The sequence below is a fragment of the Sphingomonas liriopis genome (genome assembly GCF_024211255.1).
GTDB classification, from domain to species: Bacteria; Pseudomonadota; Alphaproteobacteria; order Sphingomonadales; family Sphingomonadaceae; genus Sphingomonas; species Sphingomonas liriopis.
Window position 1 is genome coordinate 177697 of the sequence record NZ_JAMLDY010000001.1, and the last position, 26023, is coordinate 203719.

Here is a 26023-nt window from a genome sequence, read left to right on the forward strand (position 1 = left end):
TGCCCTACGGCACGCGATAGCGCAGCTCAACGCTGCCGCCGGCGGGTACGACGGGCGACCAGGTGGCGCGGCCATCGACCTGCACGAGCGCCGCCCCGATGGCCTCGATCCGCTGCGCCGGCCGTCCGATCGGCACGTCGAGCGTCACCGCCGCCGCGGTCGCATTGGTAACCCGCACCGACGCCTCGGTGGCGTTCAGCTTGCGCTGCTCGACCAGCACCTGATTGCTCGTCCCCGCCGCGATGCGGAACGTCTCGCCCTCCGCGCGGTCGTCGAACCGGCCCAATCCGAGCAGCAGCCGCTCGCCATTGCCGCGCACCGCATAGGTCGCGGTGCCGCCGGCCGGCAGCGGCAGGCCGAGCCCCGCCTCCTTGCGGTTACGCAGCACCAGGACGATCGCGGTCGGCGCCGGCGCCATCGTCTCGAGCGCGTCGACCGGGCGGCGATAGCGGCGCTCGAACGGCACCGCGGCGCGGGCGAGCAGCGCGACCTGCTTCTGCGCGCGCGGCGTCACCGTGACGCGCTCGGGCACGCGGTACAGCTTCAGGTCGCCCAGATCCTCGGGCGGGGGTGGTGGTGGCGGCGCGGCGACGGGTGCCGGGGCGGGCGGCGGCGGCACCGCGAACATCGCGCGCGATCCGGTCACGACGATGTCTTCCGCCATCTCGAACGTTTCGGACTGCAGGTCCGACGTCGTCGTGCCGAGCGGATAGCAGGATAGCGACAGCGCCCCCACCGCCCGCTCGAGCGCCGGGGTCGCGACGCGGTTGAGCCGGCCCGCCACCGCCGCCACTCCGGCCTGCGTGAACGGTTCGGGATTGCCGTTGGCCAGCGTCAGCCACGCGAACAGGTCGAGCGATCGGCCATCCGCCGCCAGCGTCGCGACATAGCTCGCCCGCCAGTCGAATCCGGAGGCGAGGTAGCTCAGCCTGACGGTGACGGTGCGCGCCACCGGGCTGACCGTCGCGACGCTGAGCACCGGTCTGTCCGAAAGCCCCGCCGGCATACGGCGAAAGGTCAGCGTTTCGGGCAGGCCGGCACAGCGCAGCGCCTCGATCCCCGCCGCGGTGCGCAGCACGACGCCCTGCGCCGGGCCGGCGACGATCGTCGCGGTCTCGACGCGCTGGCGCCCCGTCGCCCGATCGGTGCGGGTCAGCGTCACCTCGCGCCCCAGCGTGCCGTCGACCAGCGATGCCGGCGACAGCAGCCGCGCGTCGCGGTTCTTCTCGATCACGCCGCCGGGCAGGCCGTCGATCACCGCGCTGACCGGCACGATCCCCTCCGCGACGCCCTCGAAGCGCAGCACCGCAGGGCCCTTGGGCAAAGCGACGCGCCGCGTCTCGGTCACCAGCGCGAAGCCGCCCAAGGTGCGCAGGTCGATCCCGCCGCGCCCCTCCGGCGCGCGATAGACGGTGAGCGCGACCTGCGCCGGCGCGCGCGACGTCACCACCGCGTCCTGCGCCACCGCCGGGGTCGCGAGGCCGAGCAGGACCGCGAGGCGCAGCGGCGCCCGCATCAATAGCGCGTGTCGAAGGTCGCGGTGACCACCGCCTCCCCATTGGCGGGCACCGGCACCTGCCACTGCGCGGTGCCGGCGTCGGGGCGCTCGCTCTTGCGGCTTTCCTCGGTGATCCGCGTGTCGGTCCAGTCGAGCCCGGCCTGCACCAGCTCGACCGTCACCGGCCGGCCGCGCGCGTTGGTCAGGCGATAGCGCATCTGCGTGCGCCAGCGCGTATCGCCGATCCGGGTGCGCGACACGGTCGTCGGCTGCACCTTGACGTCGAAGGCGTCGCCGGTCGGCAGCGCGATCGTCGACCCTTGGGGCGTATGATCGATGCGGTTCTCGCCGGTGAATTGCGGCTGGCCGCGCGCGTCGCGGATATAGACGCGCACCGTCCCCGCGGGTAGCGCATCGCCCAGCCCCGCCGCGCCCGAATTGGCGAAGCGCAGCACGCTCTTCGCGCTACGCGGCTGGTCGGCATTGCCCAGCCATTCGTTCTCGAACCGATAGCCCGATGACGCCGTGGCGCCCTTCACGTCGAGGAAGCTCACCTGCTTGGTCTGCTTGTCGGCGATCGTCGTGCGTTCGGCGAGGGGATAGAGGTAATAATCGCCCAGCTGTTCCCGCCCGGCGGTCTCCGTACCCGCGCGCGTCCGCACGCTGCTGCCGCGGCGGCGCATCGGACGCGCATCATCGTCGTCCTCGCCGTTCGGATCGCCCGCGACCAGCAGCGTCTTTGCGTTGGTGAAGGTCGTGCCGCTGGTGTTGCGCAGCGTCACCCAGCCCTGCACGTCGATCGTCCCGCTCCTGTCGTCGAACAACGTCACATAATCGGCGCTCCAGCCGAGCCCGCGGCTGAGGTAGGACAATCGCGCCGGCCGCGTCCCCGCGCGGCTGCTCGCCAGCGTCACCGACAGCGTCGGGCGGGCGCGCAGCGATTCGGGCACGCGGTCGAACACCGCGCGCACCGGCAGCCCGTCGTCGCGCAGCACCTCGATCCTCCCGCCAATGTCGAGCACGACGCCGCCGTTGACCGCCAGCACGCGGGCGCGCTCGCGCGTCTCGGCACCGGTGGCGGGGTTGGTGCGGACCAGCGTGATGTCCTCGCCCACCGCCTTTTCCATCAGGCTCGACGGGCTGAGCAGGTCGTAGTCGAAATTCTGTTCGACGATCGCCGCATCGGGCACCGCGAGCGACACCGTTTCCGGCCGGATCTGCGCGCTGACGTCCGGGAAGCTCTGCCGCACGCGCCCGGCGGCAAGCGACAGGCTGCGCACGTCCTGCACCAGCGCGACGTCGTTGTTGTAGATGGTGACCGACACGTCGCCCTGCGCGCTGCCCGCGCCCGGCGCAGCGGCAGGCGGCGGCGTCTGCTGCGCCGCCACGGCTGCGGGCAGCGCCGCCATCGTCGCGATGATCCAGTGTAGCCGCATGCCGCCCTCTCCCGCTGTCGTAGCGGCAGCATGGGCCGGCAGCATGACGGAGGCAAGACACCGCCGGCGCAACCCCGGTGCAACCCCGGCGCAACCATTGTCGCGATCGGGACTTTAGGAAGGCGATGCGCGCCGCCACGGCACGCCGGAGACCCGCATGCCCGTTCGTCCTCTCGCCGCGCAAGGCGGCGTGCACCCGGTGCACGCGTTGCTGCTCGGCTTTCCCGTCAGCCTGTTCACCGCGGGGCTGATCGCCGACATCGCCTATCTCAACACCGCCGAGATGCAATGGTCGAACTTCGCGGCCTGGGCGATCGCCGGCGCGCTGGTCGTCGGCGGCGTGGTGCTGGCGTGGGCGGCGATCGCGGCCCTGCGTGGGCGGAACGGCTGGCTCTATCCGCTGCTGCTCGCGGTGATGTGGGTGCTGGGGCTGGTCAACGCCTTCCAGCACAGCCGCGACGCGTGGAGTTCGGTCGGGGCGCCCGGCCTGATCCTCTCGATCCTGTCGACGCTCGCCGCGCTGACGGCAGGCTGGCTCGCCTTCGCGCCGCGCACGACCGGAAGGATCATCCGATGAACCGCCTCACGCTTCCCGGCCTCGCGTTCGCCGCCACGCTCGCTAGTTGCGGCAGCCAGCCGGCCGACGTGCGCCAGACCGGCGCCGGGCCGCAACTGCCCGCGCAGAACGAGACGCTGATCCCGCCGATGAAGATCGCCAAGCCCGTCGCCTGGGGCGATGCGCGACCGACGGTGCCGGCGGGCTATACGATCACCGCCTTCGCCACCGATCTGAAGGTGCCGCGGCAGATGCTGGTGCTGCCCAACGGCGACCTGCTCGTCGCCGAGGGCAAGGGCGGGCATGCGCCGCTGCTGCGCCCCAAGGACGTCATCGCCGGCTATATCAAGGGGCTGGGCACCACCAGCGTCAAGGGCGGCGACCGGCTGACGCTGCTGCGCGACGCCGACGGCGATGGCCGGCCCGAACTGCGCAGCGTGCTGATCGACAAGCTCGACGCGCCCTACGGCCTCGCGCTGGTCGGCGGCGACCTGTACGTCGCCGAACAGGGCGCGCTCAAGCGCTTCGCCTACCAGACCGGCGCGACGCGGATCACCACGCCCGGACAGCTGGTGACGACGCTGCCCGCGCGGATCAACCATCACTGGACCAAATCGCTCGCCGCCAGCGCCGACGGCAGCAAGCTGTACGTCGGCATCGGATCGAACAGCAACGTCGGCGAACGCGGGCTGGAGGTCGAGGAGGACCGGGCCGTCGTGTGGGAGATCGATCGCGCGACCGGCGCGCACCGGACGATCGCCACCGGCATCCGCAACCCGACCGCGCTCGCGATCGAGCCGACGACTCGGGCATTGTGGAGCGTCGTCAACGAACGCGACGAGCTCGGCGCGCGGCTGGTCCCCGATTATCTGACCGCGGTGAAGGACGGCGCCTTCTACGGCTGGCCGTACAGCTATTGGGGCCGCAACGTCGATCCGCGCGTCCGCCCGCAGCGCCCCGATCTCGTCGCGCGCGCGACGGTGCCCGATTATGCTTTGGGATCACACGTCGCCGCGCTCGGCCTGTCGTTCGCGACGCAGGGCGGCATGGGCGCGTATCGCGAGGGCGCGTTCGTCGGCGAACATGGCAGTTGGAACCGGCAGGATCTCGCTGGGTACAAGGTCGCCTGGATCCCCTTCGCCAACGGCCGCCCCGCCGGCCAGCCGCAGGACGTCGTCACCGGCTTCATCGGCCCCGACGGCAAGGCACGCGGCCGCCCGGTCGGTGTGCTGTTCGATCCGCGGACGAAGGCATTGTTCGTCGCCGACGACCTGTCGAACACGGTCTGGCGCGTCAGTCCCGCCCCCGCCCCGCGTGGTTGATCGCGTTGGCGTAACGCTCGCCGCCGTACTGGTATCGGGGTTGCTACTGATGCCGGCGGCCGGCGCGCAGAGCGTGCCGACGATCGATACCGAGGATGCCAGCCTCGGCTCGGCCAAGGTCGGCACGGGGCGGTTCCACCCGACGTTCGGTATCGACATACGCAACGGCGACTTCGCGCGCGGCGGCTATGACGACGATGCGGCGAACCTCGACCGCCTGCCCGTCCATGTCCAGGTCGGCTTCGCCTGGGACCTGCGTCCGGGATCGTTATGGCTGGTCGGCACGTCGTCGAACGGCGTGCACGCGCCGGTCGCCGCCGAACGCGATTCGCCGCGCGGCTGGTACGAGAGCAACAACCTGATCGGCCTCGTCGGCAAGGTCGGCGGCGGCGCGACGATCGGCGCCGCTTATGCGATCAAGACCAGCCCCAACGGCATCTCCGCGACGACGCACGAAGCGAGCCTGACCGCAACGCTCGACGGCGACCACGGCCTCGCCGCGCTCCACCCGAGCGCGGCGGCGACGATCCGCGCCAAGGGCGACGGCGGCCTCTACACGCAGATCGGCATCGCGCCGGAGATCGCGCTGTACGACGGCGACGATGGCCCGACCCTCAGCTTCCCCGCGATCGCCGGCGTCGGCTGGGGCGGCTTCTACGATCCGGGATCGGGCAGCGCCGCTTATGGCAGCGCGGGCCTCGCCTATTCGCATCCCTTCACCGCCGGCGGCGCGCACTGGCGATTGCGCGTGGAGGGGCTTGCGGTGGTGCGCGACCGCACCTTGCGCCGGCTCGGCAGCCTCGACGCCGAAACCGGCGTGGTCGTGCCGCTGGTGACGATCGGCCTGTCGCTCGCCTATTGAAGCCTTTACCCCGTTCGTGCTGAACCTGTCGAAGCACCGTGAGACTCAAGGCCCTTCGACAGGCTCAGGGCGAACGGTAGAAAGCGGGCCCAACTCCCGAGGATTGCGATGACCCGACCCACCCGCCGCCGCTTCCTGCGCGACGCCACGCTGGGCGGCGGCGCGCTGGCATTGCCGTGGCTGCCCGCCTGGGCGCAGCCGGTGTCCGCCGGGCTCGCTACGCCGCTGCAGACGGTGTCGGGCACCGATATCGCGCTGACCGTCGCACACCGGATGATGACGATCGACGGCAAGCCCTCGCACGCGATCGGCATCAACGGCACCGTGCCGGGGCCGCTGATCCGGCTGAAACAGGGGCAGAATGTCCGCCTCGCCGTAACCAACACGCTCGACGAGGACACCTCGATCCACTGGCATGGGCTGCTGCTGCCGTTCCAGATGGACGGTGTGCCGGGGATCAGCTTTCCGGGCATCCCGGCGCGCACCACCTTCACCTACGACTTTCCGGTGATCCAGGCGGGGACCTACTGGTATCACAGTCATTCGGGGCTGCAGGAACAGATGGGGCATTACGGCCCGATCGTGATCGATCCCGAGGGCGCCGATCCGGTACAGGCCGATCGCGAGCATGTGATCGTCCTGTCCGACCACAGCCCGCTGCACCCGCACGCGATCTTCCGCCGGCTGAAGCTGCAGGGCGGCTACTTCAATTATCAAAAGCAGACGTTCGCCGGCCTGCTCGCCGGTCGCGACCAGCCGCTCAAGGAGCGGCTGATGTGGGGCGGCATGCGGATGGACCCGACCGACGTGTCCGATGTCACCGGCGCGACCTATAGCTATCTGGTCAACGGCCATGGCCCGGCGGACAATTGGACCGCGCTGTTCGCGCCCGGCGAGCGAGTGCGGCTGCGCATCGTCAACGCCTCGGCGATGACCAACTTCAACGTCCGTATCCCCGGACTGACGCTGACCGTCGTGCAGGCGGACGGGCAGAACGTGAAGCCCGTCGCGGTCGACGAGCTGCAGATCGCGGTCGCCGAAACCTATGACGTGCTGGTCGGACCCGCCACGCCGCAGGCCTATACGCTGGTCGCGGAGGCGTGGGACCGGTCGGGCATGGCGCGCGCGACGCTGGCGCCGCGGCCGGGGATGGTCGCGCCCGTCCCCGCCCTGCGCACGCGTCCGCTCGCGACGATGAAGGACATGGGGATGGGCGCGATGGCGGGGATGAGCGGGGTGGACCACGCCGCCCCCGCCGCCTGCCCGCCGGAGCATGCCGCGATGGGCCATTGCACCCCCGCCGGCGATACCGGCATGGCGGGCATGAAGCACGGCATGCGCGACTTCGCCAACGCGCCGGAGTTGCCGAAGACGCCGGTGGTGCAGACGGTCGCGCCGATGCCGGTCGATCGCACCGGCGAACCGCCGCAGGGGCTGGCCGACGCCGGCCATCGCGTGCTGGTCTATCGCGATCTCGTCGCGCTCGACCGCAACCCCGACCTGCGCGCGCCCTCGCGCCAGCTGCGCATCCACCTGACCGGCAATATGGAACGCTATATGTGGGCGTTCGACGGGGTGAAGCTGAACGCGGTCGTCGCGCCGATCCCGTTCCGTCAGGGCGAACGCGTCCGCGTGACGTTGGTCAACGACACGATGATGGCGCACCCCATCCACCTGCACGGCCATTTCTTCGAACTGGTGACGGGGCATGGCGACCATGCCCCGCGCAAGCACACGATCAACGTCGCCCCCGGCGGCACCGCGACGTTCGACCTGACCGCCGACGCGCCGGGCGACTGGGCGTTCCATTGTCACCTGCTCTACCATATGCACGCCGGCATGATGCAGGTGGTCACGGTGCGCCCCGATGGCGAAGCGGGCGCGGGCGCATGAGGCCGCTGGTCCTGATCGCGACGATCGCGACCGCCGCGCCCGCCGCGGCGCAAATGCACGACATGCGCGGCATGCACATGCCGGGCATGACGATGCCGCCACCCAAGAAGGCGCCCGCCCGACCGAAACCGGCGAAAACGGCCCCCGCGCGCAAGACGCCGCGCGCCGCGAACCCGAAACCCGCCGCGATGCCCGGCATGGACATGACGGCGCCCACCCCCGCGTCCTGCCAGCCCGAGCATGCGGCGATGGGGCATTGTTCGCCTACCCCCGCCGCCACGACAGCGGATGCACCGCCAAACATGCCGGCCGGCACCGACCAACCAGCCGGCAACGCACCGCCGCCCGCCCCGCCGACGACGCTCGCCGCCGCGCGCTTCTACGACCCCGCCACGATGGCGCGTGCGAACCGGACGATGCGCGACGAACACGGCGGCATGCGCTTCGCCCAGATCCTCTTCAACCTCGCCGAGGTACAGGTCCGCCGCGGGCGCGACGGCTATCGCTGGGACGGCGCGGGGTGGTTCGGCGGCGACATCGACCGGCTCGTCGTGAAGAGCGAGGGCGAAGGCGGCTTCGGCGACCGTATCGACGATGCCGAGGTGCAGGCGCTCTATTCGCGCGCTATCGATCCCTACTGGAACCTGCAGGCCGGCGTGCGTCAGGACCTCGGCATGGGCGCACACCGGACCTATGCCACGGTCGGCATCGAGGGGCTCGCCCCCTATTGGTTCGACGTCGAGGGCGCGCTGTTCCTGTCCGACAAGGGCGACCTGCTCGCGCGGGCGGAGGCGTGGTACGACCAGCGCATCACCCAGCGCCTGATCCTGCAACCGCGGATCGAGCTCAATCTTGCCGCGCAGGACATGCCCGCGAGCCGCGTCGGCGCCGGCCTGTCGACCGCCGAACTCGGCCTGCGCCTGCGCTACGAGATCAAACGCGAACTCGCGCCCTATGTCGGCGTGTCATGGGACGGCCGCTACGGCGCGACCGCGCGTTACGCCCGCAGCGACGGACAGGACCACGGCGGCGTCGCGCTCGCGCTCGGCTTGCGGACCTGGTTCTGATCCCTCGCGCCGCCGGCCAAGCGCCGCGCCGGCTTATTGCTCCAGCGGGTCCTTGACGAACCCCTCGAGATCCTCCGCCTCCAGATCCTCCTGCGCCTTCCCGTTATCGTTCGCACCCTCGCCATCCGGCGTTCCGGCGGCGTCGTCCGTGGGCTCGCGCGCGTCCTGCTGATCGTCGGTCATGTGGTGTCCTTCCGTTGTTCCGGCTCAACCCCTATCCACGCAGATCGGGCCCGACGTTCATTCGGCCAAAAGTCGTATGATATATCTGACGCGATGCCGCCGTTGATCGGGAGGGGAGTCTGAACCGACCCGATCGTCCTCACCCCGCCGCGTCGCGCTCCCCGACCCGCGCGGCGCAGGTGGCGAGGAAGCCCGCCGCCATGAAGCGCGCCATGCGTTCCTTGATCGCGGCGAAATCCTCCGACCGGCACAGGCCGCCCGACAGTTTGTCGATGCGCCCCGTCCGCCCCAGCGACAGCATCAGCCCGCCGGTGACGAAGTGATAGCCCCAGAACAGGTCCTCGTCGGGGCAGTCGGGCAGCGCCTGTTTGAGGATCCGGATCAGCCGCAGCACGACCGCGTCGAAATGTGTGTCCATCAGTTCGGCGCCCCATTCGGCGGTGTTGCTCATCTGTGCGCCGAGCATGCCGAAGTTGCGCCAGCCGATGTCGCCGTTGCCATAGAGGTCGAGGTCGGCATCGAGATAGGCGTGCAGCGCGCCCTCGACCGTCGGCTTGCCCGCCGCCTCACGCTCATAGGCGTCGAGCGTCGCCAACCGCCGCTCGATCGTCACCGGCGCGCGACGCGCGATGACCGCGTCGAACAGCTCCTTCTTGTCCTTGAAATAATAATGCAGCAGCGACTGGTGGACGCCGACCGCCTGCGCGACCTCCTTCAGCGTCACACCGTACAGGCCGTGGCGGGCGAACAGCGCCTCGGCAGCATCGAAGATCTGCTCCATCGTCGCCGCGCGCTGGTCGGCCTTTTTCGTGGGGCGGCGGCTGGGGCGGATCGGCGCGTCGGTCATGATGCCGCCATCCATGGCCCTAGCCATGCTCCGCCCGCAAGCGCATCTTGTCGATCTTGCCGGTCAGTGCCAGCGGCATCGCCGGCACGCGCACGATCGCGTCGGGCAGCCACCAGCTGGCGATCCGGCCGCGCAACGCGTCGAGCAATGTCTCGTCGGTGAGGCCGGCGCCCTGCCGCTCCTCGACGACGAGCACCGGGCGTTCGCCCCAGCGCGGGTGCGCGCGGCCGACGACCGCGACCAGCGCCACCTCGGGCAAGGCACCCACGATCGCCTCGATCTCGCCGGGGTTGATCCATTCGCCGCCCGATTTGATGAGGTCCTTGGCGCGGCCGGTGATGCTGAGGTTGCCGTCGGCATCGATCCGCGCGAGGTCGCCGGTGTCGAACCAGCCCTCGGCATCGGTTGCCGCCGCGTCCTGCCCGAAATAGCGTTCGACCGCGCTCGCGCCGCGGACCCACAGCCGCCCCTCGGCCCCGCGCTGGTCGGGCAGCGGCACGCCCGCCTCGTCGGTCAGGCGCAGGTCGACGCCCATAGGCGGCGTGCCCGATTTCGACGACTGGCGATCGGTAGCGTTGGCGGGGGTGACGGTGCCGACCGGCGACAATTCGGTCATGCCCCAACTGGTCTGGACGGTGACGCCGAGCCGTTGTTCGAAGCGGTCCATCAGCGCCTGCGGCACCGACGATCCGCCGAGCAGGATACGTTGCAGCGACGGCACCGCGCCGCCGGTCTTCTCGAGATGATCGACGAGGCCCAGCCACACCGTCGCGACGCCGGCGGCAACGGTGACGCCCTCGTCGTTGATGAGCCGCGCGAGGCTGGCGCCGTCCTGGTTGCGGCCGGGCAGCACCAGCTTGGCGCCCGCCGCCGGCCCGGCGAAGGCGAAGCCCCAGCCGTTGGCGTGGAACATCGGCACCGCGACCAGCACCGCATCGCGCGCGGTGATGCCGATGACGTCGGCGGGCAGCAGGTGCATCGTGTGCAGGTAGTTCGAGCGGTGCGTGTAGGTGACGCCCTTCGGCGCGCCGGTCGTGCCCGAGGTGAAGCACAGGCCCGCGGGCGCATTCTCGTCGAACCCGCCCCACGCCATGGGGGTGCCATGCTCGGCGAGCAACTCCTCCAGCCGCCACACGCGCACCCGGTCGGACACCGGCGCCGGCATCGCCGCACCGGGTTCGTCGAACAGGATGACGTGCTCGATGCTCGGGCAACGGGCGAGGAGGTCCTCGACCAGCGGCCCGAGACCGGGACTGACCGCGAGCACGCGATTGCCGGCCTGATGGATCATCGCCGCGAGATGCGCCGGCGCGAGGCGCGGGTTGAGCGTGTGGCAGACGATCCCCGTCCCCATCGCGCCATACCAGCATTCCATATGCGCCTGGCTGTTCCACGCCAGCGTCGCGAGATTGTCGCCTGCCTTCAGGCCGAGCGTGGCGAACGCACCCGACAGGCGGTTGGCGCGCTCGCGCAAGGCGGCATAGCCGATCCGTTCGCTGCCGCCGTCGCCACCGGTCACGACCTCGGTCGCGCCATGCCATTTGGCCGCATGGTCGATGAACTTGTCGAGCGTCAGCGCATAGGGCTGCATCGATCCGGGATTCATGACGGGTCTTTCGAGGATGAGCCGGGGGCCGCGCGGCCGGACGGGCGCGACCGGTGAAGGTCGCGCCCCTGGCGCATCAGAACTTGGTGCTGACGCGGATGCCGTACTGGCGCGGCGCCGCGGCGAGGCGCCGGATGCCGTTGAGCGAACCGATATAATGCTGGTCGGTCAGGTTGGTGCTAAACCCGGCGACCGACCACGTCCCGTTGTCGATCGTCAGTTGCGCGTTCACGATGTTGCGCGCCTTCAGGTAATCGCCCAGCTCCGGCGCCTGGAACAGCGTGCCCCACACCGCCGAGATGTGCGCATAGTCGAGCCGCGGCGTCAGCGTGATGCCCTCCGCCACCGGAATGGCATATTGCGCACCGGCGCTCAGCGTGAACTGCGGCGCATAGGGCTGGCGACGCCCGCCGAGGTTGATGCAGCCCGTGGCCGAGGCGGGGCCATTGACCGCATCGCACGCGCCGGTCGTGCCCTTGCGCGGATCGCGCGCGAAGAACTGGCCGAGCTCGGAATGCGAGATCGAGGTCGAGAAATCGAACAGGAAGTTGCCGAACGAACCCTGCGCCGAGGCTTCCAGACCGTACAGCTTGGTCGGCCGGGTGACGTTGAAGATCGAGGTGAAGTTGGGCGTCGCCGGATCGACGATCAGCACCTGGAACTTGCGGTAGACGTTGTAATAGCCGCCCAGCTGCGTGCGCAGATGGCCGTTCAGCAGCGTCCCCTTCCAGCCCAGCTCGTAATCGGTCACCTTCTCGGGCACGAAGCCGCGCGGCGTCACGCCGAACAGATTGGCGCCGTTGAGGCCGCCCGCCTTGGTCCCCGTCGCGACGAACGCGTACACGAAGTGATCGGGGTTGACCGTCCAGTTGAGCGCCAGCTTGCCGTCGACGTTGTTGCTCGCGTCGAAATCGTGCTGGACCAGCGTCGTCTTGAACGTCGGCAGCGCGCCGAGGAACAGCTCGATCGGATAGTTGACGTCGTTGCGCGACGTGGTGCGCGACCAGCGCCCGCCCAGCGTCACCTGCAACGCGTCGGTCAGCTTGTAGCCGATCTGGCCGAACGCCGCGGTCGCGGTGTGCGGGTTGGTGCCCTCGATGCGCAGCGAACGGACGACGCCGGTCGGTGCCAGCGAAACGTAGCCGTTGCCGACCGGGAACTCATATTTGTCGAACTGGTAGAATCCGCCGAGCAGCCAGGTGAACCGGCCCGTATCGGGGGAGATGATGTTCACCTCCTGCGACCAGATATGCTCGTTGGCGAAATCCTGGAACGTGTTGTTGGCGGTGGCGGTGCCGTCGGCGTCGATCGTCTCCTGCAGCGTGCCCTTCTGGAAGGCGCTGATCGAACGGATCATCAGCCCGCTGTCGAACGTGTAGCTGAGGTTCGCCGAGATGCGGCCGAACTCGTCCTGGCCCGACAGGAAGGTGTTGCTGCCGACGGTGAACGGATCGCTGGTGTTGAGCGTCGGCGCCGCGGCGCTGCCGAAATAGGCCGGGCTGTTGGGATAACCGCCGACGATGATCTTGTTGTAATCGCCCTTCACCAGCAGGCGCAGGTGGCTGTCCGGCTGCCACAACAGGCTGGCGCGGCCGCTGATCGAATTGAGGTTGCCGGGATTGCCGCTCCACGGCCCCGTTACGGTGAAGAAGGTGTCGCGCTTCTCGAGGTTGGTGGCGAGGCGGATCGCCAGCGTGTCGCTCAACGGCAGGTTGATCGCGCCCTGCGCCTTCACCTGATTGTAGTTGCCGTATTGCGCGGTGGCGAAGCCCTTCACGCTGTCGAACGTCGGGTTGGTTTCGGTGATGAACACCGCGCCGCCGGTCGCATTGCCGCCGGCGAACGTGCCCTGCGGGCCGCGCAGCACCTCGACCGACTGGATGTCGTAGTACGGCTCGGACTGGAAATAGCCGGGGAAGACCGGCACGCCGTCGCGATAGGTGACGACGCCGACGCCGACCGAGCTGCTGATTTCCGACTTGCCGATGCCGCGGATGTTGAAGCTGTTCGCCTGACCCGAGGTGTTGACGGTCAGCGACGGCGTCGAGAACTGCAGCTGCTCGACGGTGTTGACGCTCTTGCGGATCAGGTCCTCGCCGGTCAGCACGCTGGCCGCGACGCCGGTGCGCTGCAGGCTGGTCGAGCGGCGCTCGGCGGTGATGACGATGTCGCCGGGGGCATCGGTATCGCCGGGGATCGCATTGGGATCGGTCGCGTCGACCGGGTTCTGCGACGATTGCGGCGTCTTCTGCGCGGCGGTCGCCGGGGCTTCGGCGGGACCGACCTGGGCATAGGCCGTGGCCGAACTCATCATGGCGATCATCGACGCCGACAGCAGAAACGTGCGCATCCCTCATCCTCTTCCTGAACGTCGCGCTCTTTGGCGCGTCGGCATGCTGATTGGCATCGAACCCGGACCTCTGTCAACTTTCATTAAATCGCTAGTGAGGATTTCTTTTCGTGTTATTGTCTGATCCTGCAGCCGGGGCGAACCCGGCGCGGACGAGAGGATGCAGGCCGATACCGTGCGTCGGATCGCGTTTGGCCCGTGACAGGCCGGCGCCGACGCGATGGTCCGGCCACGGATGACGAAAGGGATGGCCATGCCGAACACCAAGCGATGGATGACACGATTCGCCGGCCTTGCCGCGGCGCTGCTCGCCACCACGGCGCAGGCGCAGGCGCAGCAGACGCGGGTGACGATCGACACCGGCGCGCTGCAGGGCGCGCGCGCCGGCGACACATTGGTGTTCAAGGGCATCCCTTATGCCGCGCCACCGGTCGGTCCGATGCGCTGGCGGCCCCCCGCCCGGCCCGCCGCCTGGACCGGCACGCGCGATGCGACACGCTACGGCACCGCCTGTCCGCAGGGCCCCGAGCACAAGGAGCCGTGGGCGCAGGTCGGCACGATGAGCGAGGATTGCCTGTTCCTCAACGTCTGGCGCCCCGCGCGCGCCGGACGCTATCCGGTGATGGTGTTCATCCACGGCGGCGGCTTCACTTATGGCGCCGCGGGCGTGCCGCTGTACGACGGCTCGAGCCTGGCGGCGCGCGGCGCGGTGATCGTCACGATCAACTATCGGCTCGGGCGACTGGGCTTCTTCGCGCATCCGGCGCTGACCCGGGAAAGCCCCGACGGGCGGCTCGGCAATTATGCGATCATGGATCAGGTCGCGGCGCTCGAATGGGTGCGGCGCAACGCCGCGGCGTTCGGCGGCGATGCGGGCAACGTCACCGTGTTCGGCGAATCGGCGGGCGCGGGCAGCGTCCAGATCCTGATGGATTCGCCGGTCGCCAAGGGCCTGTTCCACAAGGCGATCTCCGGATCGGGATCGGGCAGCAGCGCGCTGTTCCCGATCCGCGGCGGCGCGCTGAACGCAGAGGCGGTCGGCCAGCTGTGGGCAGCGAGCCTCGGCCTCAAGGACGCGACCGCCGAGCAACTCCGCGCAGTACCGCTCGCCGACGTGGTGAAGAACGGCCGCGCCTTTCCGTTCATCGACGGCAAGGTCGTCGTGCACAGCCCGGGCGAACCCTTCTACGCCCGCACGCAGATGCCGGTGCCGCTCATCATCGGCGGCAATTCGAACGAATCGAGCCTGGGCGGAATGACCGAAGCGGCGGCGAAGGCGTTGTTCGGCGCCGATTTCCAGCCGCTGCTCGACGGCTATGTCGCGATGACCGGCAAGCCCGCGCCCGCCGCGGCGGTCGATCTCGCCGAGGACGGCGGTTTCGTCCTCCCGTCGTTCGCGCTCGCCGACCAGCATGCGGCGGCGGGGCACAAGGCGTTCGTCTATTATTTCGATCAGGTGCCGGTCGATCAGCGCGCCACCGCCGCCGGGACCGACCATGGCGGCGAGATCGAATATGTCTTCGGTACCAGACCGGCCGAGCATCGCTGGGACGCACGCGACATCGCGGTGTCGAAGCTGATGGGCGATTACTGGGTACGCTTCGCGAAGACCGGTGATCCCAATGGCGGCGGCGCGCCGCGTTGGCCGCAGGTGACGACGGTGCCGACCAGCTATCTCGCGGTCGGTGCGACGACCACGGTCAAGCGGCTCGAGCCGGTCCAAGAGCGCGCCAAGGCGGCGGCGATGGCGGACGCGCGCCGGAAATGGGCGGGGACGCCGCGGCCATGACCGTCGCCCCGACCCGGCGTCAGCTGATCGCGGGTGCCGCGGGGACGCTGGCGGCCGCGCGTACGCCGGCCGCCGCTTGGCGCCGGCCCAACGGGTTCCTGTGGGGCACGGCGATCTCCGCGCACCAGAGCGAGGGCGGCAACACCAATTCGGACAGCTGGCTGCTCGAAACGAACACGCCGACCGCGTTCCGCGACCCCTCGGGCGACGCCTGCGACAGCTATCACCGCTATACCGAGGACCTCGACATCGCCGCGAGCCTAGGCCTCAACTGCTATCGCTTCGGGATCGAATGGGCGCGGATCGAGCCCGCGCCGGGCATGTTCTCGGTCGCGGCGCTCGACCATTATGTCCGCGTGCTCGAGGCGTGCCATGCGCGCGGGCTGCTGCCGATCGTCACCTTCAATCATTTCACCGTGCCCTTGTGGTTCGCGATGCGCGGCGGGTTCGAGGTCGCGGACGGCGCCGATCTGTTCGCGCGCTTCTGCGCGAAGGCGACCGAGCGGCTGGGGCCACTGATCGGCATGGCCTCGACCTTCAACGAGGCGAACATCGTGCTGCTGCGCAAGGTGCTGCCGCGCTTCGCCAGCGACGCCGCCGCGGCGAACGCGCGGGCGATGATCGCCGCGGCGGCGCGGCGTACCGATTCGCCGCGTTTCTCGTCGATGCTGTTCGGCGATCCCGACCGGATCAGCGACGTGATGCTCGACGCGCATGCCAAGGGACAAGCGGCGATCAAGGCCGGGCCGGGCGACTTCCCCGTCGGCGTAACGCTGTCGATGCAGGAAATCCAGGGCGTCGGCCCCGACAATCAGGCGGCGCAGGCGGAACGGACGATCTACGGCGGCTGGATCGAGGCGGCACGGCGCGCCGATTTCGTCGGCGTCCAGACCTATTCGCGACTGCGCATCGACGCACACGGAATGATGAAGCCGGAAGCGGGCGTCCCCCTCACCGACATGGGTTACGAAAACTATCCGCACGCGATCGGCGCGACGATCCGTTATGCCGCGAAGCATATCGGCCGCCCGATCTATCTGACCGAGACCGGCATCGGCACGAGCGACGATTCGATCCGCGCGCGCTTCATCGACGCCACCGTCACCGAGGTCGCGCGGTGCATCGCCGAGGGGATCGACGTGACGGGCTACCTCTACTGGTCGCTGCTCGACAATTTCGAATGGACGTCGGGCTATGCCAAACAGTTCGGGCTGGTCGCGGTCGACCGCACCACGTTGAAGCGCACGATCAAGCCCAGCGCGCAGGTGCTCGCCGCGCATGCCCGGGCCGGTCGGCCGTGACCGGCCCGTGTCCCAGGCGCTGCTGGCTGCGCCGCGGACTGATCGGTCTCGGCGTGGTCGTCGTACTGTCGCTCGCCGCCTTCACGGCGATCGGCGGCTGGGGCCTCGTCGCCAGCCTGCGCGGCCCCAAGGCGCCGTTCGACGCCCGCGCGCTGCCGCCGGCGCCCGATTATGCCAGAGCACGCGCCTGGCTGGCGCTGCCCGGCCGGAACGGGTTTGAGCGCTCCACCCCGCCAGGGATGGCGGCAGTCGACGAGGCGCGCGCGCCGGCGGACGTGTTCTTCGTCCACCCCACTACCTTCCAGGGCAGCCCGGTCTGGGTCGCGCCGTTCGACGCCGGCGACGCCGCCGCGCCGCTCAATCCGCCGGTGCTGCTCGATCAGGTGAGCGTCTTCAACGGCTGCTGCCGGCTGTATGCGCCACGCTACCGTCAGGCGACGCTCGCCGCGCTCAAGGAACCGCGGGCGATGGATGTCGCCTATGGGGACGTCGCCGCGGCGTTCCGTTACTATCTGGCGCACCTTAACCATGGCCGGCCGTTCATCGTTGCCTCGCACAGCCAGGGCACCGCGCACGCGATCCGGCTGCTGCAGGAGGAGATCCTTGGCCGCCCGGTGCAGCACCGGCTGGTCGCGGCCTATCTGATCGGCGGCTACGTGCCCGACACGTTCGGCGAGATCGGCCTGCCGATCTGCGCCACCGCGCGCGCGACCGGATGCGTCGTGTCGTACAACACCAGCCAAGCGGGGCGCACCGGCGCGCGGATGATTACCGAAAACCGCACCTATTGGTGGCGCGGCGCACGCACGACGCAGGGACGGTCCAACGCATTGTGCGTCAATCCGCTCGACTGGAGCCAGCGCAACGCCGCCCCGGCGCGCGCCAATCGCGGCAGCCTGCCCTTCCCCCACGCCCCGTTCGGCAGCGCCGCCGGGCCGTTGCCCGCGCTGGTGCCGCAGCTGACCGGCGCGGTCTGCCGCAACGGGCTGCTCGAGGTCGATATCCCATGGTCCGCGCCGTCGGGGTTCACGGACAAGGTCAGCCTGATCTTCGGCAGCTATCACCTCAACGATTACGGCATCTTCTACGCCGCGCTGCGTCGCAACGCGATCGATCGCACGACAGCGTGGCGCAGCGCCGGCGCGCGACACGGCGACCTGCGATGATCGCACGGACGCCACGTTTGCCATCGACCCCGAGGGATGCCTATCCTCCCCGCATGTTTCGCCTGCTCGCCGCCGCCGTGTCCGTCCTGCTTCCGGCGCATGCCGGCGCGGACGAGTTGCAGAACCGCCTCGTCGCCGGTGCCCGCGCCACCGATACGTCGGGGCATGCGTTTCGCCAGACGATCACCGCGACGGGGATCGGAGTCGGCAACAAGAGCTATGTCACCGCCTACGACCCGCGCCGCGCGGCGGCCGATCGCTGGCAGCTGGTCAGCATCGACGGCCGCACGCCGACGGCCAGGGAGCTGGAAAAGTCGCGCAAGGCGAAGCGGGATGCGGTGCCCGCCTATGCCGAACTCGCCAAATGGCTCGCCGCCCCCGCGACCCGCGCCGACGGGGCGAACGGCACCGTGACCTATCATTACGCGTCGCTGCCCGCGGGCACGGTGAAGCTCGGCTCGCACGATGCGTCGGCCGACACCGCGGCGGATGTCGTCGTCAACACGCGTGGCGGCGCGCCGTATGTCGAACGCGTCCGCTTCACCTCGACCAGGGGCTTTCGCATGATGCTCGTCGCCTCGGTCAAGAGCATGGCCTTCGTCAGCCGCTATCGCCGCCTGCCCGACGGACAGATGGCGCCCGCCGACATGGCCAGCGCGATAACGGGATCGATGATGGGCAAATCGGGCGAGCTGCGCTCGACCGTCACCTTCAGCGACTGGCAAAAGGTGCGCTGACCGGGACGCGCCTCCGCGCGAAACATTCTTCTTTCTTTGATACGCTACCATCCGGCCTATACGAGGGTGCCACCCCGATAGCGTGCCTCGTCGAGCGCCCCCTCGGCACGCGCGACGACCGTCGCCACCGCCAGATTGGCCGAGGCGCTGGGGACGGTGCGCGTCATGTCGAGCAGGCGGTCGAACGGCAGTACCAGCCCGACGACCAGCGCGGTCTGTTCGGGGCCGACGCCGACGCCCGACAGCATCGCCGCCAGCATGAACAGCGATGCCGAGGGCACCGGCGCGGTGCCGAACGCCGCCAGCGCGCCGGTGACCAGCATCAGCGCCAGCATGACCGGGGTCGGCGCGATGCCCAGCGCCTGCAGCGCGAACTGGCCGAGCAGGCCGACGTACATCGCGGTGCCGTCCTTGCCGATGCTGGCGCCGAGCGGCAGGACGGTGCCCGCCACCGGCCGCGCGACGCCCAGGTTGTCCTGCGCGACCTGCATCGCGACCGGCAACGTTGCCGACGACGAGGCGGTCGAAAAGGCGATGGCCAGCGCATCGACGATGCCCCGGAAGAACCGGCCGACCGGCAATCGCGCGACGACGCCGATCAGCGTCGCGTGGACGATGGCCATCTGCGCGATGCTGCCGATCAGCACGGCGAGCGCCAGCCAGCCGATGTGGACGAAGACCGCGACGCCGTTGGCGGCGACGGCATTGGCGATCAGCGCCAGCACCCCGAACGGCGTCGCCTCCATCACCAGCCCGACGATGCGGAACAGCACCGCCGACAGCGACTGGAGCAGCGCCGCGACGGGCCGCCCGGCCTCCCCCGACAAAATGGTGCCGATGCCGAGCAGCACCGCGACGACGATGATCGCCAGCATGTCGCCGTGCGCCAGCGCCTCGACGATATTCGCCGGGACGATGCTGAGAATTTGGTCATAGCCCGATACCGCCGGGCCCAGTGGCCTGGCGGTGGCGCCGGCCAGCCCCGCGCCCTCACCGGGGCGCAGCACCAGCCCGACGGTCATGCCGATCGCGACCGCCAGCAGCGTCGTCGTCGCGAACAGCGCGATCGTCCGCCCGCCGATCGAACCCAACCGTCGCGGATCGCCCAGCGCGGTGATGCCAGCGGCGATGGTGACGAGCACGATCGGCACGACCAGCATCTTGATCAGCCGGATGAACAGGTCGCCGACGATCGCGATCCACGGCGCCGCGCCGGGCAGCAACACCCCGATGGCGACACCGAGCGCCAACGCCACGAGCACACGTCGCCACAGCGGAATGGCGAACCAGCGGCGCAGCATCGTCATGCCGGGCGCACGCTGGTCGGGGCGAGGAAGGGCAAGGTCATCATCGCGCCATCATGACAGCCGCGAAGGCGCTGCATAGGCCCCGACCGGCCGCGCATGCATAACCGCGGCTCATGCCCCTCCCCAAAAACCCGCGGCGGGCGGCAGCAGGATGCCCGCGTCGTCACGCACGCCACCGACGCGATCCTCCGCCAGCCACAACGGCCCGTCGAGATCGACGAAATCCGCCTCACCGGCAAGGTACAGCGCCGGCGCGATGCCGAGCGACGAGGCGACCATGCAACCGACCATCAGCCCGAACCCCCGCGCGCGCGCCGCCTCGACCAGCGCCAGCGCCTCGGTCAGGCCGCCCGCCTTGTCGAGCTTGACGTTGACGTGCGTGTAGCGGCCGACCAGCCGGTCGAGATCGCCCGCGACATGGACCGATTCGTCGGCGCAGATCGGGATCGTGTAGTCCGCGGCGCGCAGACCGGCATCGGCGTCCGCGGGTATCGGCTGTTCGAGCAGATCGACGCGCAGTGCCGCCAGTTCCGCGTCCCACGCATGCAGGTCCGGCAACGTCCAGCTTTCGTTGGGATCGACGATCACCCGCGGGGTGGGTGCCGCCGCGCGCACCGCGGCGATCTGGCGCAACGGATCGTTGCGGTCCACCTTCACCTTAAGCAGCGGCACGCCGGCGACGCGTGCCGCGGCGGCGGCCATCGCCTCCGGCGTGTCGAGCCCGATGGTGATCGCGGAGGGGACCGGGCCGGGCGCCGGTCGACCGATCAGCGCCGCGACGCTCGTGCCCGCCCGCCGCGCCTCCAGATCCCACAGCGCGCAATCGAGCGCGTTGCGCGCCGCGCCGGGCGGCAGCGCCGTCGCCAGCGCCGGCCGGTCGCCGCCCTGCTCGATCAGCCCACGCACGCCATCGATCGCCGCCAGCGCAGCATCGATGGTCTCGCCATAGCGGGCGTAAGGCACCGCCTCGCCCCACCCGACCGCATCGCCTTGGCGGATCGTCACCGCCACGACATCTGCCACGGCCTTCACGCCGCGCGAGATGCGGAACGGCGTCGTCAGCGCGAAGCTGTGGTGGCCGGCGTCGAGGGTGCGAAGCATTGCAGGATCCAGTCCACGATCGGGTCGCCGCCGAAGCGGTATGGGTCGGTGCAGGGCAGGCCCAGCCGCTCGCCCGTCGCGGCGCACAGCGCGCGCGCCGCCGCGTCGTCGAGCTTGACGGTGTTGAGCGCGATACCCACCGCGCGTACCGCCGGGTTGGTCAGCCGCGCGACGCGCAGGTTCGCGTCCAGACATTCGGCGAGGTCGGGCAGCGGACAATGCGGCAGGCCGCGCATGCCGACGCGGGCGGGATCGTGGCACAGCACCAGCGCATCGGGCTGCGCGCCGTGCAACAGGCCGGTCGAGACGCCGGCGAAGGACGGGTGGAACAGCGACCCCTGCCCCTCGATCAGGTCCCAGCCGCCGTCATGCCGCGCCGGCGACAGCGTCTCGATCGCGCCCGACAGGAAATCGGCGATCACCGCATCGAGCGGCAGGCCTTCACCCGCGATCAGGATGCCGGTCTGGCCGGTAGCGCGAAAATCCGCGCTGAGGCCGCGGGCGCGCATCGCGTCGCGCAGCGCCAGCGTCGCGTACATCTTGCCGACCGAACAATCGGTGCCGACGGTCAGCAGCCGCAGCCCGGCACGGCGAAGGCCGTTGCCGACCGGCAGATCGGCGGGCGGATCGCGCACGTCGAACAGCGTCACGCCCGCCTCGGCCGCCGCGCGCGCCAGCCGCGGTTCGTCGCGCAGGCGGCTGTGCAGGCCCGACGCCACATGCAGGCCCGCGGCGATCGCGGCGAGCGCATCGCGGATCAGCGCCTCGCCCAGCACCCCGCCGGCATTGGCGATGCCGAGCACCAGCGTCCGCGCGCCCGACGCCACCGCCTGTTCGATCGTCAGCCGCGGCAGGCCGAGCGATAGCGGGCAGTCGTCGTGGCGCAATTCGCCGACGCAATCCCCGGCGCGAAAGGTGGCCAGCCCGCGCGACGTCTTGATGCCGATCTCGTCGTCCGAATGGCCGAGGTAGAGGAGATAGGGCGCAGGGATCATCGTCGCATCACCGGGTAGCATCGCATGCGCTGCCGGTAGCGCCCGACCGGCCACCGCCGCCAATAGTAGCTCGACCGCCTACCATAACCCACGCTCATGGTTGTTCGATCAGCGCCGCCAGCGTGGCGAGGAAATCGTTCATCAGTGCCGACGGCGGCCGCGCCTCGAGCGTGATCGCGACGATGTCGAACGCCAGCGAGGGGCGCAGCGGCCTGAATCGCAAGGCAGGACCGGTCATCGCCGCCGCGGTGAAGCTGTCGACGACCGCCATGCCCACCCCCGCCCGCACCAGCGCCGCCGCGACGTAGAAGGTTCGTGCGGAGGCGATCTCGGCAAGGTCGAGGTCGAGCCGCTGCGTCTCCGCCGCGAACAGATCGCCAAGCGGCCCGCTGCGCTCCAGGCTGACGAACGACCGGTCGGCGATCGTCGCCAGGTCGATCCGGCCGGGCCCCTCGTCGAGATCGCCCGCGCGGTACAGCACGCCCAGCTCGCCCTCGCCCAGCCAGCGCCGCGACAACGGCATGTCGCGCGGCACGTCGATCGCGACGACGGCGTCGGTTTCGCGTTCGTACAGCCGGCGCACGATCTCGTCGTGATGCGTGATCTGCAGGTCGAAGAAGGTGCCGGGCCGATCCGCCAGGAACCGCGCCGCCGCCTGCGGCACGAGATCCAGCCCGAGGCTGGGCAGCGTCGAGATGCGCAAGGCGCCGCCATGGCCGCGACGCAGGTTGCGTGCCGCCTGCCGCAACGACCCGATCCGCGCCTGAACGTCGGCGACCTCGCCGAACAGCGCGTGGGCATCCTCGGTCGGTACCAGCCGGTTGCGATGGCGCAGGAACAGCGCGAAGCCCAGTTGCTGTTCGGCGTGGCGCAGCGTCTTGGTGACTGCGGGTTGCGAGATGGCGAGCGCCCGCGCCGCCGCGCTCACCGTGCCGTTGACGTAGACGGCGTGGAAAATCTCGATGTGGCGCAGGTTCATCCGGGCAAGATTAGCGCGCGATCCACGATCGTGCCACGCCCGCCGTCTCAGCCCGCCGGACAGCCAGCCGGCGTCGGCCGCAGCAGCACGCGTCCAGCGGTTATACCGGTGGGACGGTCGCGCTCGAACGCCAGCCGCCCGTTGACGTACAGCGCATCGACGCCGACGCTGAGCACCGCCGGATGGACATAATCGGCGCGCGGCGCGAACCGCGCCGGGTCGATCACCGCGACATCGGCATGATAGCCGCGCCGCAGATAGCCGCGCCGGTCGAGCCGGTAGATGTCGGCGGTCAGCCCGGTCGATCGTCGGATGAACGTCGCGGTATCGATGACGCGGCGGCCGACGACATATTTGCGGTATGTCTCCGGCATCGTCGCGAACTGCCGCGGATGGCCGTCGGACCCGTCCGACCCGGTGACGACCCACGGCTGTCGCATGATCGCCTCGACATCCGGCTCTGCCATGTTGAACGAGGCGATGCTGGCACCGGCGCGATCCGCCCCCTCGGGAGCGTCGCGGGTGCCGCGCAGGATGCGGATCGCCGCCTCGACCGGATCGAGGTTCCACGCGGTCGCCATCGCGGCGAGCGTCTTGCCCGACCACGGAAAATCCGGGGAATTGAGCAGGATCGCCCCGGCACCGCCGCGCCGCTTCAGATTGTCGCGCATCGCGCCCCGGATCCTGGTCGCGAGCGCGGGATCGTCGAGGCGCGCGATCAGCGCGGCGAAGCCGCCATCGACCGCCCAGCGCGGCACCAGCGCGGCGTCCAGGCTCGTCCCCGATGCCAGCCAGGGATATTGATCCGCGGTCACGTCCTGCCCCGCGCGGCGCGCGGCGTCGATCAGCGCGATGATCTGCGGCGCCTGCCCCTGCACGTCGACGCCGAGCGCTTTGAGATGCGCGATATGGACCGGCATCCCCGCCTCGCGCCCGATGCGCAGCACTTCGCGCAGCGAGGCGAACAGGCCGATCGAATAGCTCGATTCGTCGCGCTGGTGCGTGTCGTACAGACCGCCGCGGCGTGCCGCCTCGCGCGCGACGGCGATCACCTCGTCGGTGGTGGCGAAGCTCTGCGGCGCATAGAACAGCCCGGTCGACAGGCCGGCGGCGCCCTCGCACATGCCCTTGGCGACCAGCGCCTGCATCCGCGCCAGTTCGGCGGGACTTGGCGCACGTGCGTCCTGGCCCAGCACCCGCGTCCGCACCGCGCCGAAGCCGATGAAGGGCACGACGTTGATACCGATGCCGCCCCGGGTCAGCACCGCGGCATCGGCGGCGATATCGGGCGTGCCGTAGCCGTCGACGCCGATGACGATCGTCGCGACGCCCTGCGCCAGCCACGGCGCGTTGACGCGCGCCGCGGGGTCGGGGGAGCGCAGGAAGGTTTCGGGATGGGTATGCGCGTCGATCAGCCCGGGCGTCACCATCTTGCCGCGCGCATCGACGACGCGGCCGCCGGGCACCCTCCGCGTCGGCCCGACATAGACGATCCGGTCGCCGCGCATCTCGACCTCGCCGACGAACGGCTTGTCCTCGCCGCCGGTGTAGACGGTGCCGCCGCGGATGATGACGCGGTCGCCCTGTGCCCCCGCCTCGCTGCCGAACGCAACGAGCACGCACGCCGCCGCCAGCCACCAACCGCGATATCGCCCCATGCGATGCTCCCCGCGGTTCGTCAGGGCAGCGCCTGATAGATCAGCGCACGCAGCTTGCCGTGGTCGTCGATATCGCCGGCGGGGATCAGCTGCGTCAGATAGACGATGGTGAGCCGCTCGCGCGGATCGACCCAATAGGTGCTGTGATAGGCGCCGCCCCAGCCGAATTCGCCCTCCGACCCCGGCTCGCCTGCCTTGCCGACGTCGGTGCGGATGCTGAAGCCGAGCCCGAACCCCTTGCCGGGCAGATAGGGCGCGTCGGTCAGCTGGTTGCTGACCATCAGTTCCACCGACTTGCGGCCGAGGTAGCGCCGCCCATCCAGTGTGCCGCCCTGCCGCAGCATCTCGAGGAACCGGCCGTAATCGGCCGCGGTCGACAGCAGGCCCGCGCCGCCCGAGAACGCCGCGCGCGGCCCCTCGACATATTGGCCCTGCCCCAGGAAACTGCCGTCCCGCCACGTCCCCGGATCGTCGGCGCGCACGATCGCATTCGCCTTCGCCGAATAGACGACGGCGAGGCGATCGGCCTTGTCGCGGGGCAGGTAGAAGGCCGTGTCCTTCATCCCCAGCGGCTCGATCAGCCGTTCGCGCAGGACCGCGTCCAGCGTCTTGCCGCTCACCTTCTCGACGATCGCGCCGAGGATATCGGTGCTGTAGCCATAGACGAACTGCTCGCCCGGCTGCGCCGCCATCGGCAGCGAGGCCATCCGCGCGAGCGCGAATCCGACGGGGGCATCGCGGTCGGCCCAGTACCAGCCCATGAAGCCGGCATCCCGCCATGCCTTTTCGGCCGGGCCACCGCCGTACGAGACGCCGCTGGTATGGGTCAGCAGGTCGCGGATGGTGATGCGCCGCTTGGCCGGCACCACGTCGTAGCCGCCATTGGGGCGCGGCACCGCGACGGTGGTGGACGACCATTCGGGCAGGTATTTGCCGACGGGATCGCTCAGCAACAGCTTGCCCTCCTCCATCAGCATCATCGCCGCGACGCTGGTCAGCGCCTTGGTCTGCGACGCGATGCGGAAGACGCTGTCCTGCCGCATCGGATCGTGCGCTTCCTTGTCGCGCCAGCCGACCGCGGTGGAGAACACGGTGCGGCCATCCTGCTGGACCTGCACCACCGCGCCGGCGATCCGCCCCTGATCGACATAACCCTGCAACAGCTGCCGCACCGGCGCGAGCCGCTCGGCCGAAATCCGGCCGGTCTCGCGCGCATGGCGGGCATCGGCGGCGCGTTGCGCCGGGGCGGCACCCGGCGATGCCGCCAGCAGCACGGTCGCGATCAGCCACATCGTCGTCTTCATGCCGTTTCCCCCGCCGCCGGACGCGGCGCGGCGTCACTATGCGAGCGGCCGGACGGCGACGCCAGC

Annotated in this window: 21 protein-coding genes; 9 read left to right on the top strand and 12 right to left on the bottom strand. The window is 70.2% G+C overall.

Annotated elements, in window-relative coordinates:
• Positions 1-4: 4 nt before the first annotated feature.
• Positions 5-1516, bottom strand: a complete 1512-nt coding sequence (locus M9979_RS00825; protein ID WP_254287421.1) for a DUF4139 domain-containing protein — start codon at positions 1514-1516, stop codon at positions 5-7.
• Positions 1516-2934 carry a DUF4139 domain-containing protein gene (locus M9979_RS00830; protein WP_254287422.1) on the bottom strand — a complete coding sequence of 473 codons (1419 nt, stop codon included), beginning with the start codon at positions 2932-2934 and terminating at the stop codon, positions 1516-1518. Before M9979_RS00830 ends, M9979_RS00825 begins: the two co-directional genes overlap by 1 nt.
• A gap of 157 nt (positions 2935-3091) precedes the next feature.
• On the opposite strand from M9979_RS00830, the gene M9979_RS00835 reads away from it, so the two are divergent.
• The 5 genes from M9979_RS00835 (at position 3092) to M9979_RS00855 (ending at position 8634) form a co-directional block, all read left to right on the top strand.
• Entirely contained in the window at positions 3092-3511 is a 420-nt protein-coding gene (locus M9979_RS00835; protein ID WP_254287423.1) for a DUF2231 domain-containing protein, read from the top strand.
• Positions 3508-4812 (top strand): PQQ-dependent sugar dehydrogenase, encoded by a 1305-nt coding sequence (locus M9979_RS00840; protein ID WP_254287424.1) that lies wholly within the window; start codon positions 3508-3510, stop codon positions 4810-4812. Before M9979_RS00835 ends, M9979_RS00840 begins: the two co-directional genes overlap by 4 nt.
• A gap of 49 nt (positions 4813-4861) precedes the next feature.
• Positions 4862-5674, top strand: coding sequence for a hypothetical protein (locus tag M9979_RS00845; protein ID WP_254287425.1), 813 nt, complete (start codon positions 4862-4864; stop codon positions 5672-5674).
• 108 nt (positions 5675-5782) lie between these two features.
• Positions 5783-7567 (top strand): copper resistance system multicopper oxidase, encoded by a 1785-nt coding sequence (locus M9979_RS00850; protein WP_254287426.1) that lies wholly within the window; start codon positions 5783-5785, stop codon positions 7565-7567.
• A complete protein-coding gene (locus M9979_RS00855; protein WP_254287427.1) occupies positions 7564-8634 on the top strand; it encodes a copper resistance protein B in 1071 nt (356 codons plus the stop codon). Before M9979_RS00850 ends, M9979_RS00855 begins: the two co-directional genes overlap by 4 nt.
• 33 nt (positions 8635-8667) lie before the next feature.
• Here the strand turns inward: M9979_RS00855 and M9979_RS00860 are convergent, their stop codons facing one another.
• From M9979_RS00860 to M9979_RS00875, 4 genes are all read right to left on the bottom strand, one after another.
• Positions 8668-8817, bottom strand: a complete 150-nt coding sequence (locus tag M9979_RS00860) for a hypothetical protein (protein WP_254287428.1) — start codon at positions 8815-8817, stop codon at positions 8668-8670.
• Between the two features lie 139 nt (positions 8818-8956).
• Complete coding sequence (locus M9979_RS00865) at positions 8957-9664, bottom strand: TetR/AcrR family transcriptional regulator (RefSeq protein WP_254287429.1); 708 nt, start codon at positions 9662-9664, stop codon at positions 8957-8959.
• Positions 9665-9683: 19 nt separating this feature from the next.
• Positions 9684-11270: an AMP-binding protein gene (locus M9979_RS00870; RefSeq protein ID WP_254287430.1), complete on the bottom strand. Its 1587-nt coding sequence runs from the start codon at positions 11268-11270 to the stop codon at positions 9684-9686.
• Positions 11271-11346: 76 nt separating this feature from the next.
• On the bottom strand, positions 11347-13620 hold the full coding sequence (locus tag M9979_RS00875) for a TonB-dependent receptor (RefSeq protein WP_254287431.1): 2274 nt from the start codon (positions 13618-13620) through the stop codon (positions 11347-11349).
• 274 nt (positions 13621-13894) lie between these two features.
• On the opposite strand from M9979_RS00875, the gene M9979_RS00880 reads away from it, so the two are divergent.
• The 4 genes from M9979_RS00880 to M9979_RS00895 are packed head-to-tail and all read left to right on the top strand — an operon-like array spanning position 13895 to position 18613.
• Positions 13895-15409 carry a carboxylesterase/lipase family protein gene (locus tag M9979_RS00880; RefSeq protein WP_254287432.1) on the top strand — a complete coding sequence of 505 codons (1515 nt, stop codon included), beginning with the start codon at positions 13895-13897 and terminating at the stop codon, positions 15407-15409.
• Positions 15406-16710, top strand: a complete 1305-nt coding sequence (locus M9979_RS00885) for a glycoside hydrolase family 1 protein (RefSeq protein ID WP_254287433.1) — start codon at positions 15406-15408, stop codon at positions 16708-16710. Before M9979_RS00880 ends, M9979_RS00885 begins: the two co-directional genes overlap by 4 nt.
• Positions 16707-17876, top strand: a complete 1170-nt coding sequence (locus tag M9979_RS00890; protein ID WP_254287434.1) for a DUF3089 domain-containing protein — start codon at positions 16707-16709, stop codon at positions 17874-17876. The genes M9979_RS00885 and M9979_RS00890 overlap by 4 nt, the downstream gene beginning before the upstream one ends.
• Positions 17877-17929: 53 nt before the next feature.
• On the top strand, positions 17930-18613 hold the full coding sequence (locus tag M9979_RS00895; RefSeq protein ID WP_254287435.1) for a hypothetical protein: 684 nt from the start codon (positions 17930-17932) through the stop codon (positions 18611-18613).
• A gap of 56 nt (positions 18614-18669) precedes the next feature.
• Here the strand turns inward: M9979_RS00895 and M9979_RS00900 are convergent, their stop codons facing one another.
• The 6 genes from M9979_RS00900 to M9979_RS00925 all read right to left on the bottom strand — a co-directional run bounded on the left by M9979_RS00900 (position 18670) and on the right by M9979_RS00925 (position 25957).
• The gene (locus tag M9979_RS00900; protein WP_254287436.1) at positions 18670-19920 is read right to left on the bottom strand and encodes a dicarboxylate/amino acid:cation symporter; all 1251 of its coding nucleotides are present in this window, start codon (positions 19918-19920) and stop codon (positions 18670-18672) included.
• 111 nt (positions 19921-20031) lie between these two features.
• Positions 20032-21021 carry an N-acetyl-D-Glu racemase DgcA gene (gene dgcA, locus M9979_RS00905; RefSeq protein ID WP_254287437.1) on the bottom strand — a complete coding sequence of 330 codons (990 nt, stop codon included), beginning with the start codon at positions 21019-21021 and terminating at the stop codon, positions 20032-20034.
• The gene (gene dgcN, locus M9979_RS00910) at positions 20979-22016 is read right to left on the bottom strand and encodes an N-acetyltransferase DgcN (protein WP_254287548.1); all 1038 of its coding nucleotides are present in this window, start codon (positions 22014-22016) and stop codon (positions 20979-20981) included. Before dgcN ends, dgcA begins: the two co-directional genes overlap by 43 nt.
• A gap of 94 nt (positions 22017-22110) precedes the next feature.
• The gene (locus M9979_RS00915) at positions 22111-22995 is read right to left on the bottom strand and encodes a LysR family transcriptional regulator (protein WP_254287438.1); all 885 of its coding nucleotides are present in this window, start codon (positions 22993-22995) and stop codon (positions 22111-22113) included.
• Between the two features lie 47 nt (positions 22996-23042).
• Positions 23043-24653 carry an N-acyl-D-amino-acid deacylase family protein gene (locus M9979_RS00920; RefSeq protein ID WP_254287439.1) on the bottom strand — a complete coding sequence of 537 codons (1611 nt, stop codon included), beginning with the start codon at positions 24651-24653 and terminating at the stop codon, positions 23043-23045.
• 20 nt (positions 24654-24673) lie between these two features.
• A complete protein-coding gene (locus M9979_RS00925; protein WP_254287440.1) occupies positions 24674-25957 on the bottom strand; it encodes a serine hydrolase domain-containing protein in 1284 nt (427 codons plus the stop codon).
• Between the last annotated feature and the right edge of the window lie 66 nt (positions 25958-26023).

Coding starts and splice junctions, on each gene's coding strand:
- M9979_RS00835 (WP_254287423.1), top strand. CDS start 3,092: ATGCCCGTTCGTCCTCTCGCCGCGCAAGGCGGCGTGCACCCGGTGCAC.
- M9979_RS00840 (WP_254287424.1), top strand. CDS start 3,508: ATGAACCGCCTCACGCTTCCCGGCCTCGCGTTCGCCGCCACGCTCGCT.
- M9979_RS00850 (WP_254287426.1), top strand. CDS start 5,783: ATGACCCGACCCACCCGCCGCCGCTTCCTGCGCGACGCCACGCTGGGC.
- dgcA (WP_254287437.1), bottom strand. CDS start 21,021: ATGCTTCGCACCCTCGACGCCGGCCACCACAGCTTCGCGCTGACGACG.
- M9979_RS00860 (WP_254287428.1), bottom strand. CDS start 8,817: ATGACCGACGATCAGCAGGACGCGCGCGAGCCCACGGACGACGCCGCC.
- M9979_RS00865 (WP_254287429.1), bottom strand. CDS start 9,664: ATGACCGACGCGCCGATCCGCCCCAGCCGCCGCCCCACGAAAAAGGCC.
- M9979_RS00925 (WP_254287440.1), bottom strand. CDS start 25,957: ATGAAGACGACGATGTGGCTGATCGCGACCGTGCTGCTGGCGGCATCG.
- M9979_RS00825 (WP_254287421.1), bottom strand. CDS start 1,516: ATGCGGGCGCCGCTGCGCCTCGCGGTCCTGCTCGGCCTCGCGACCCCG.
- M9979_RS00920 (WP_254287439.1), bottom strand. CDS start 24,653: ATGGGGCGATATCGCGGTTGGTGGCTGGCGGCGGCGTGCGTGCTCGTT.
- M9979_RS00830 (WP_254287422.1), bottom strand. CDS start 2,934: ATGCGGCTACACTGGATCATCGCGACGATGGCGGCGCTGCCCGCAGCC.
- dgcN (WP_254287548.1), bottom strand. CDS start 22,016: ATGATCCCTGCGCCCTATCTCCTCTACCTCGGCCATTCGGACGACGAG.
- M9979_RS00845 (WP_254287425.1), top strand. CDS start 4,862: ATGCCGGCGGCCGGCGCGCAGAGCGTGCCGACGATCGATACCGAGGAT.
- M9979_RS00900 (WP_254287436.1), bottom strand. CDS start 19,920: ATGACGATGCTGCGCCGCTGGTTCGCCATTCCGCTGTGGCGACGTGTG.
- M9979_RS00870 (WP_254287430.1), bottom strand. CDS start 11,270: ATGAATCCCGGATCGATGCAGCCCTATGCGCTGACGCTCGACAAGTTC.
- M9979_RS00895 (WP_254287435.1), top strand. CDS start 17,930: ATGTTTCGCCTGCTCGCCGCCGCCGTGTCCGTCCTGCTTCCGGCGCAT.
- M9979_RS00855 (WP_254287427.1), top strand. CDS start 7,564: ATGAGGCCGCTGGTCCTGATCGCGACGATCGCGACCGCCGCGCCCGCC.
- M9979_RS00875 (WP_254287431.1), bottom strand. CDS start 13,620: ATGCGCACGTTTCTGCTGTCGGCGTCGATGATCGCCATGATGAGTTCG.
- M9979_RS00880 (WP_254287432.1), top strand. CDS start 13,895: ATGACACGATTCGCCGGCCTTGCCGCGGCGCTGCTCGCCACCACGGCG.
- M9979_RS00885 (WP_254287433.1), top strand. CDS start 15,406: ATGACCGTCGCCCCGACCCGGCGTCAGCTGATCGCGGGTGCCGCGGGG.
- M9979_RS00915 (WP_254287438.1), bottom strand. CDS start 22,995: ATGAACCTGCGCCACATCGAGATTTTCCACGCCGTCTACGTCAACGGC.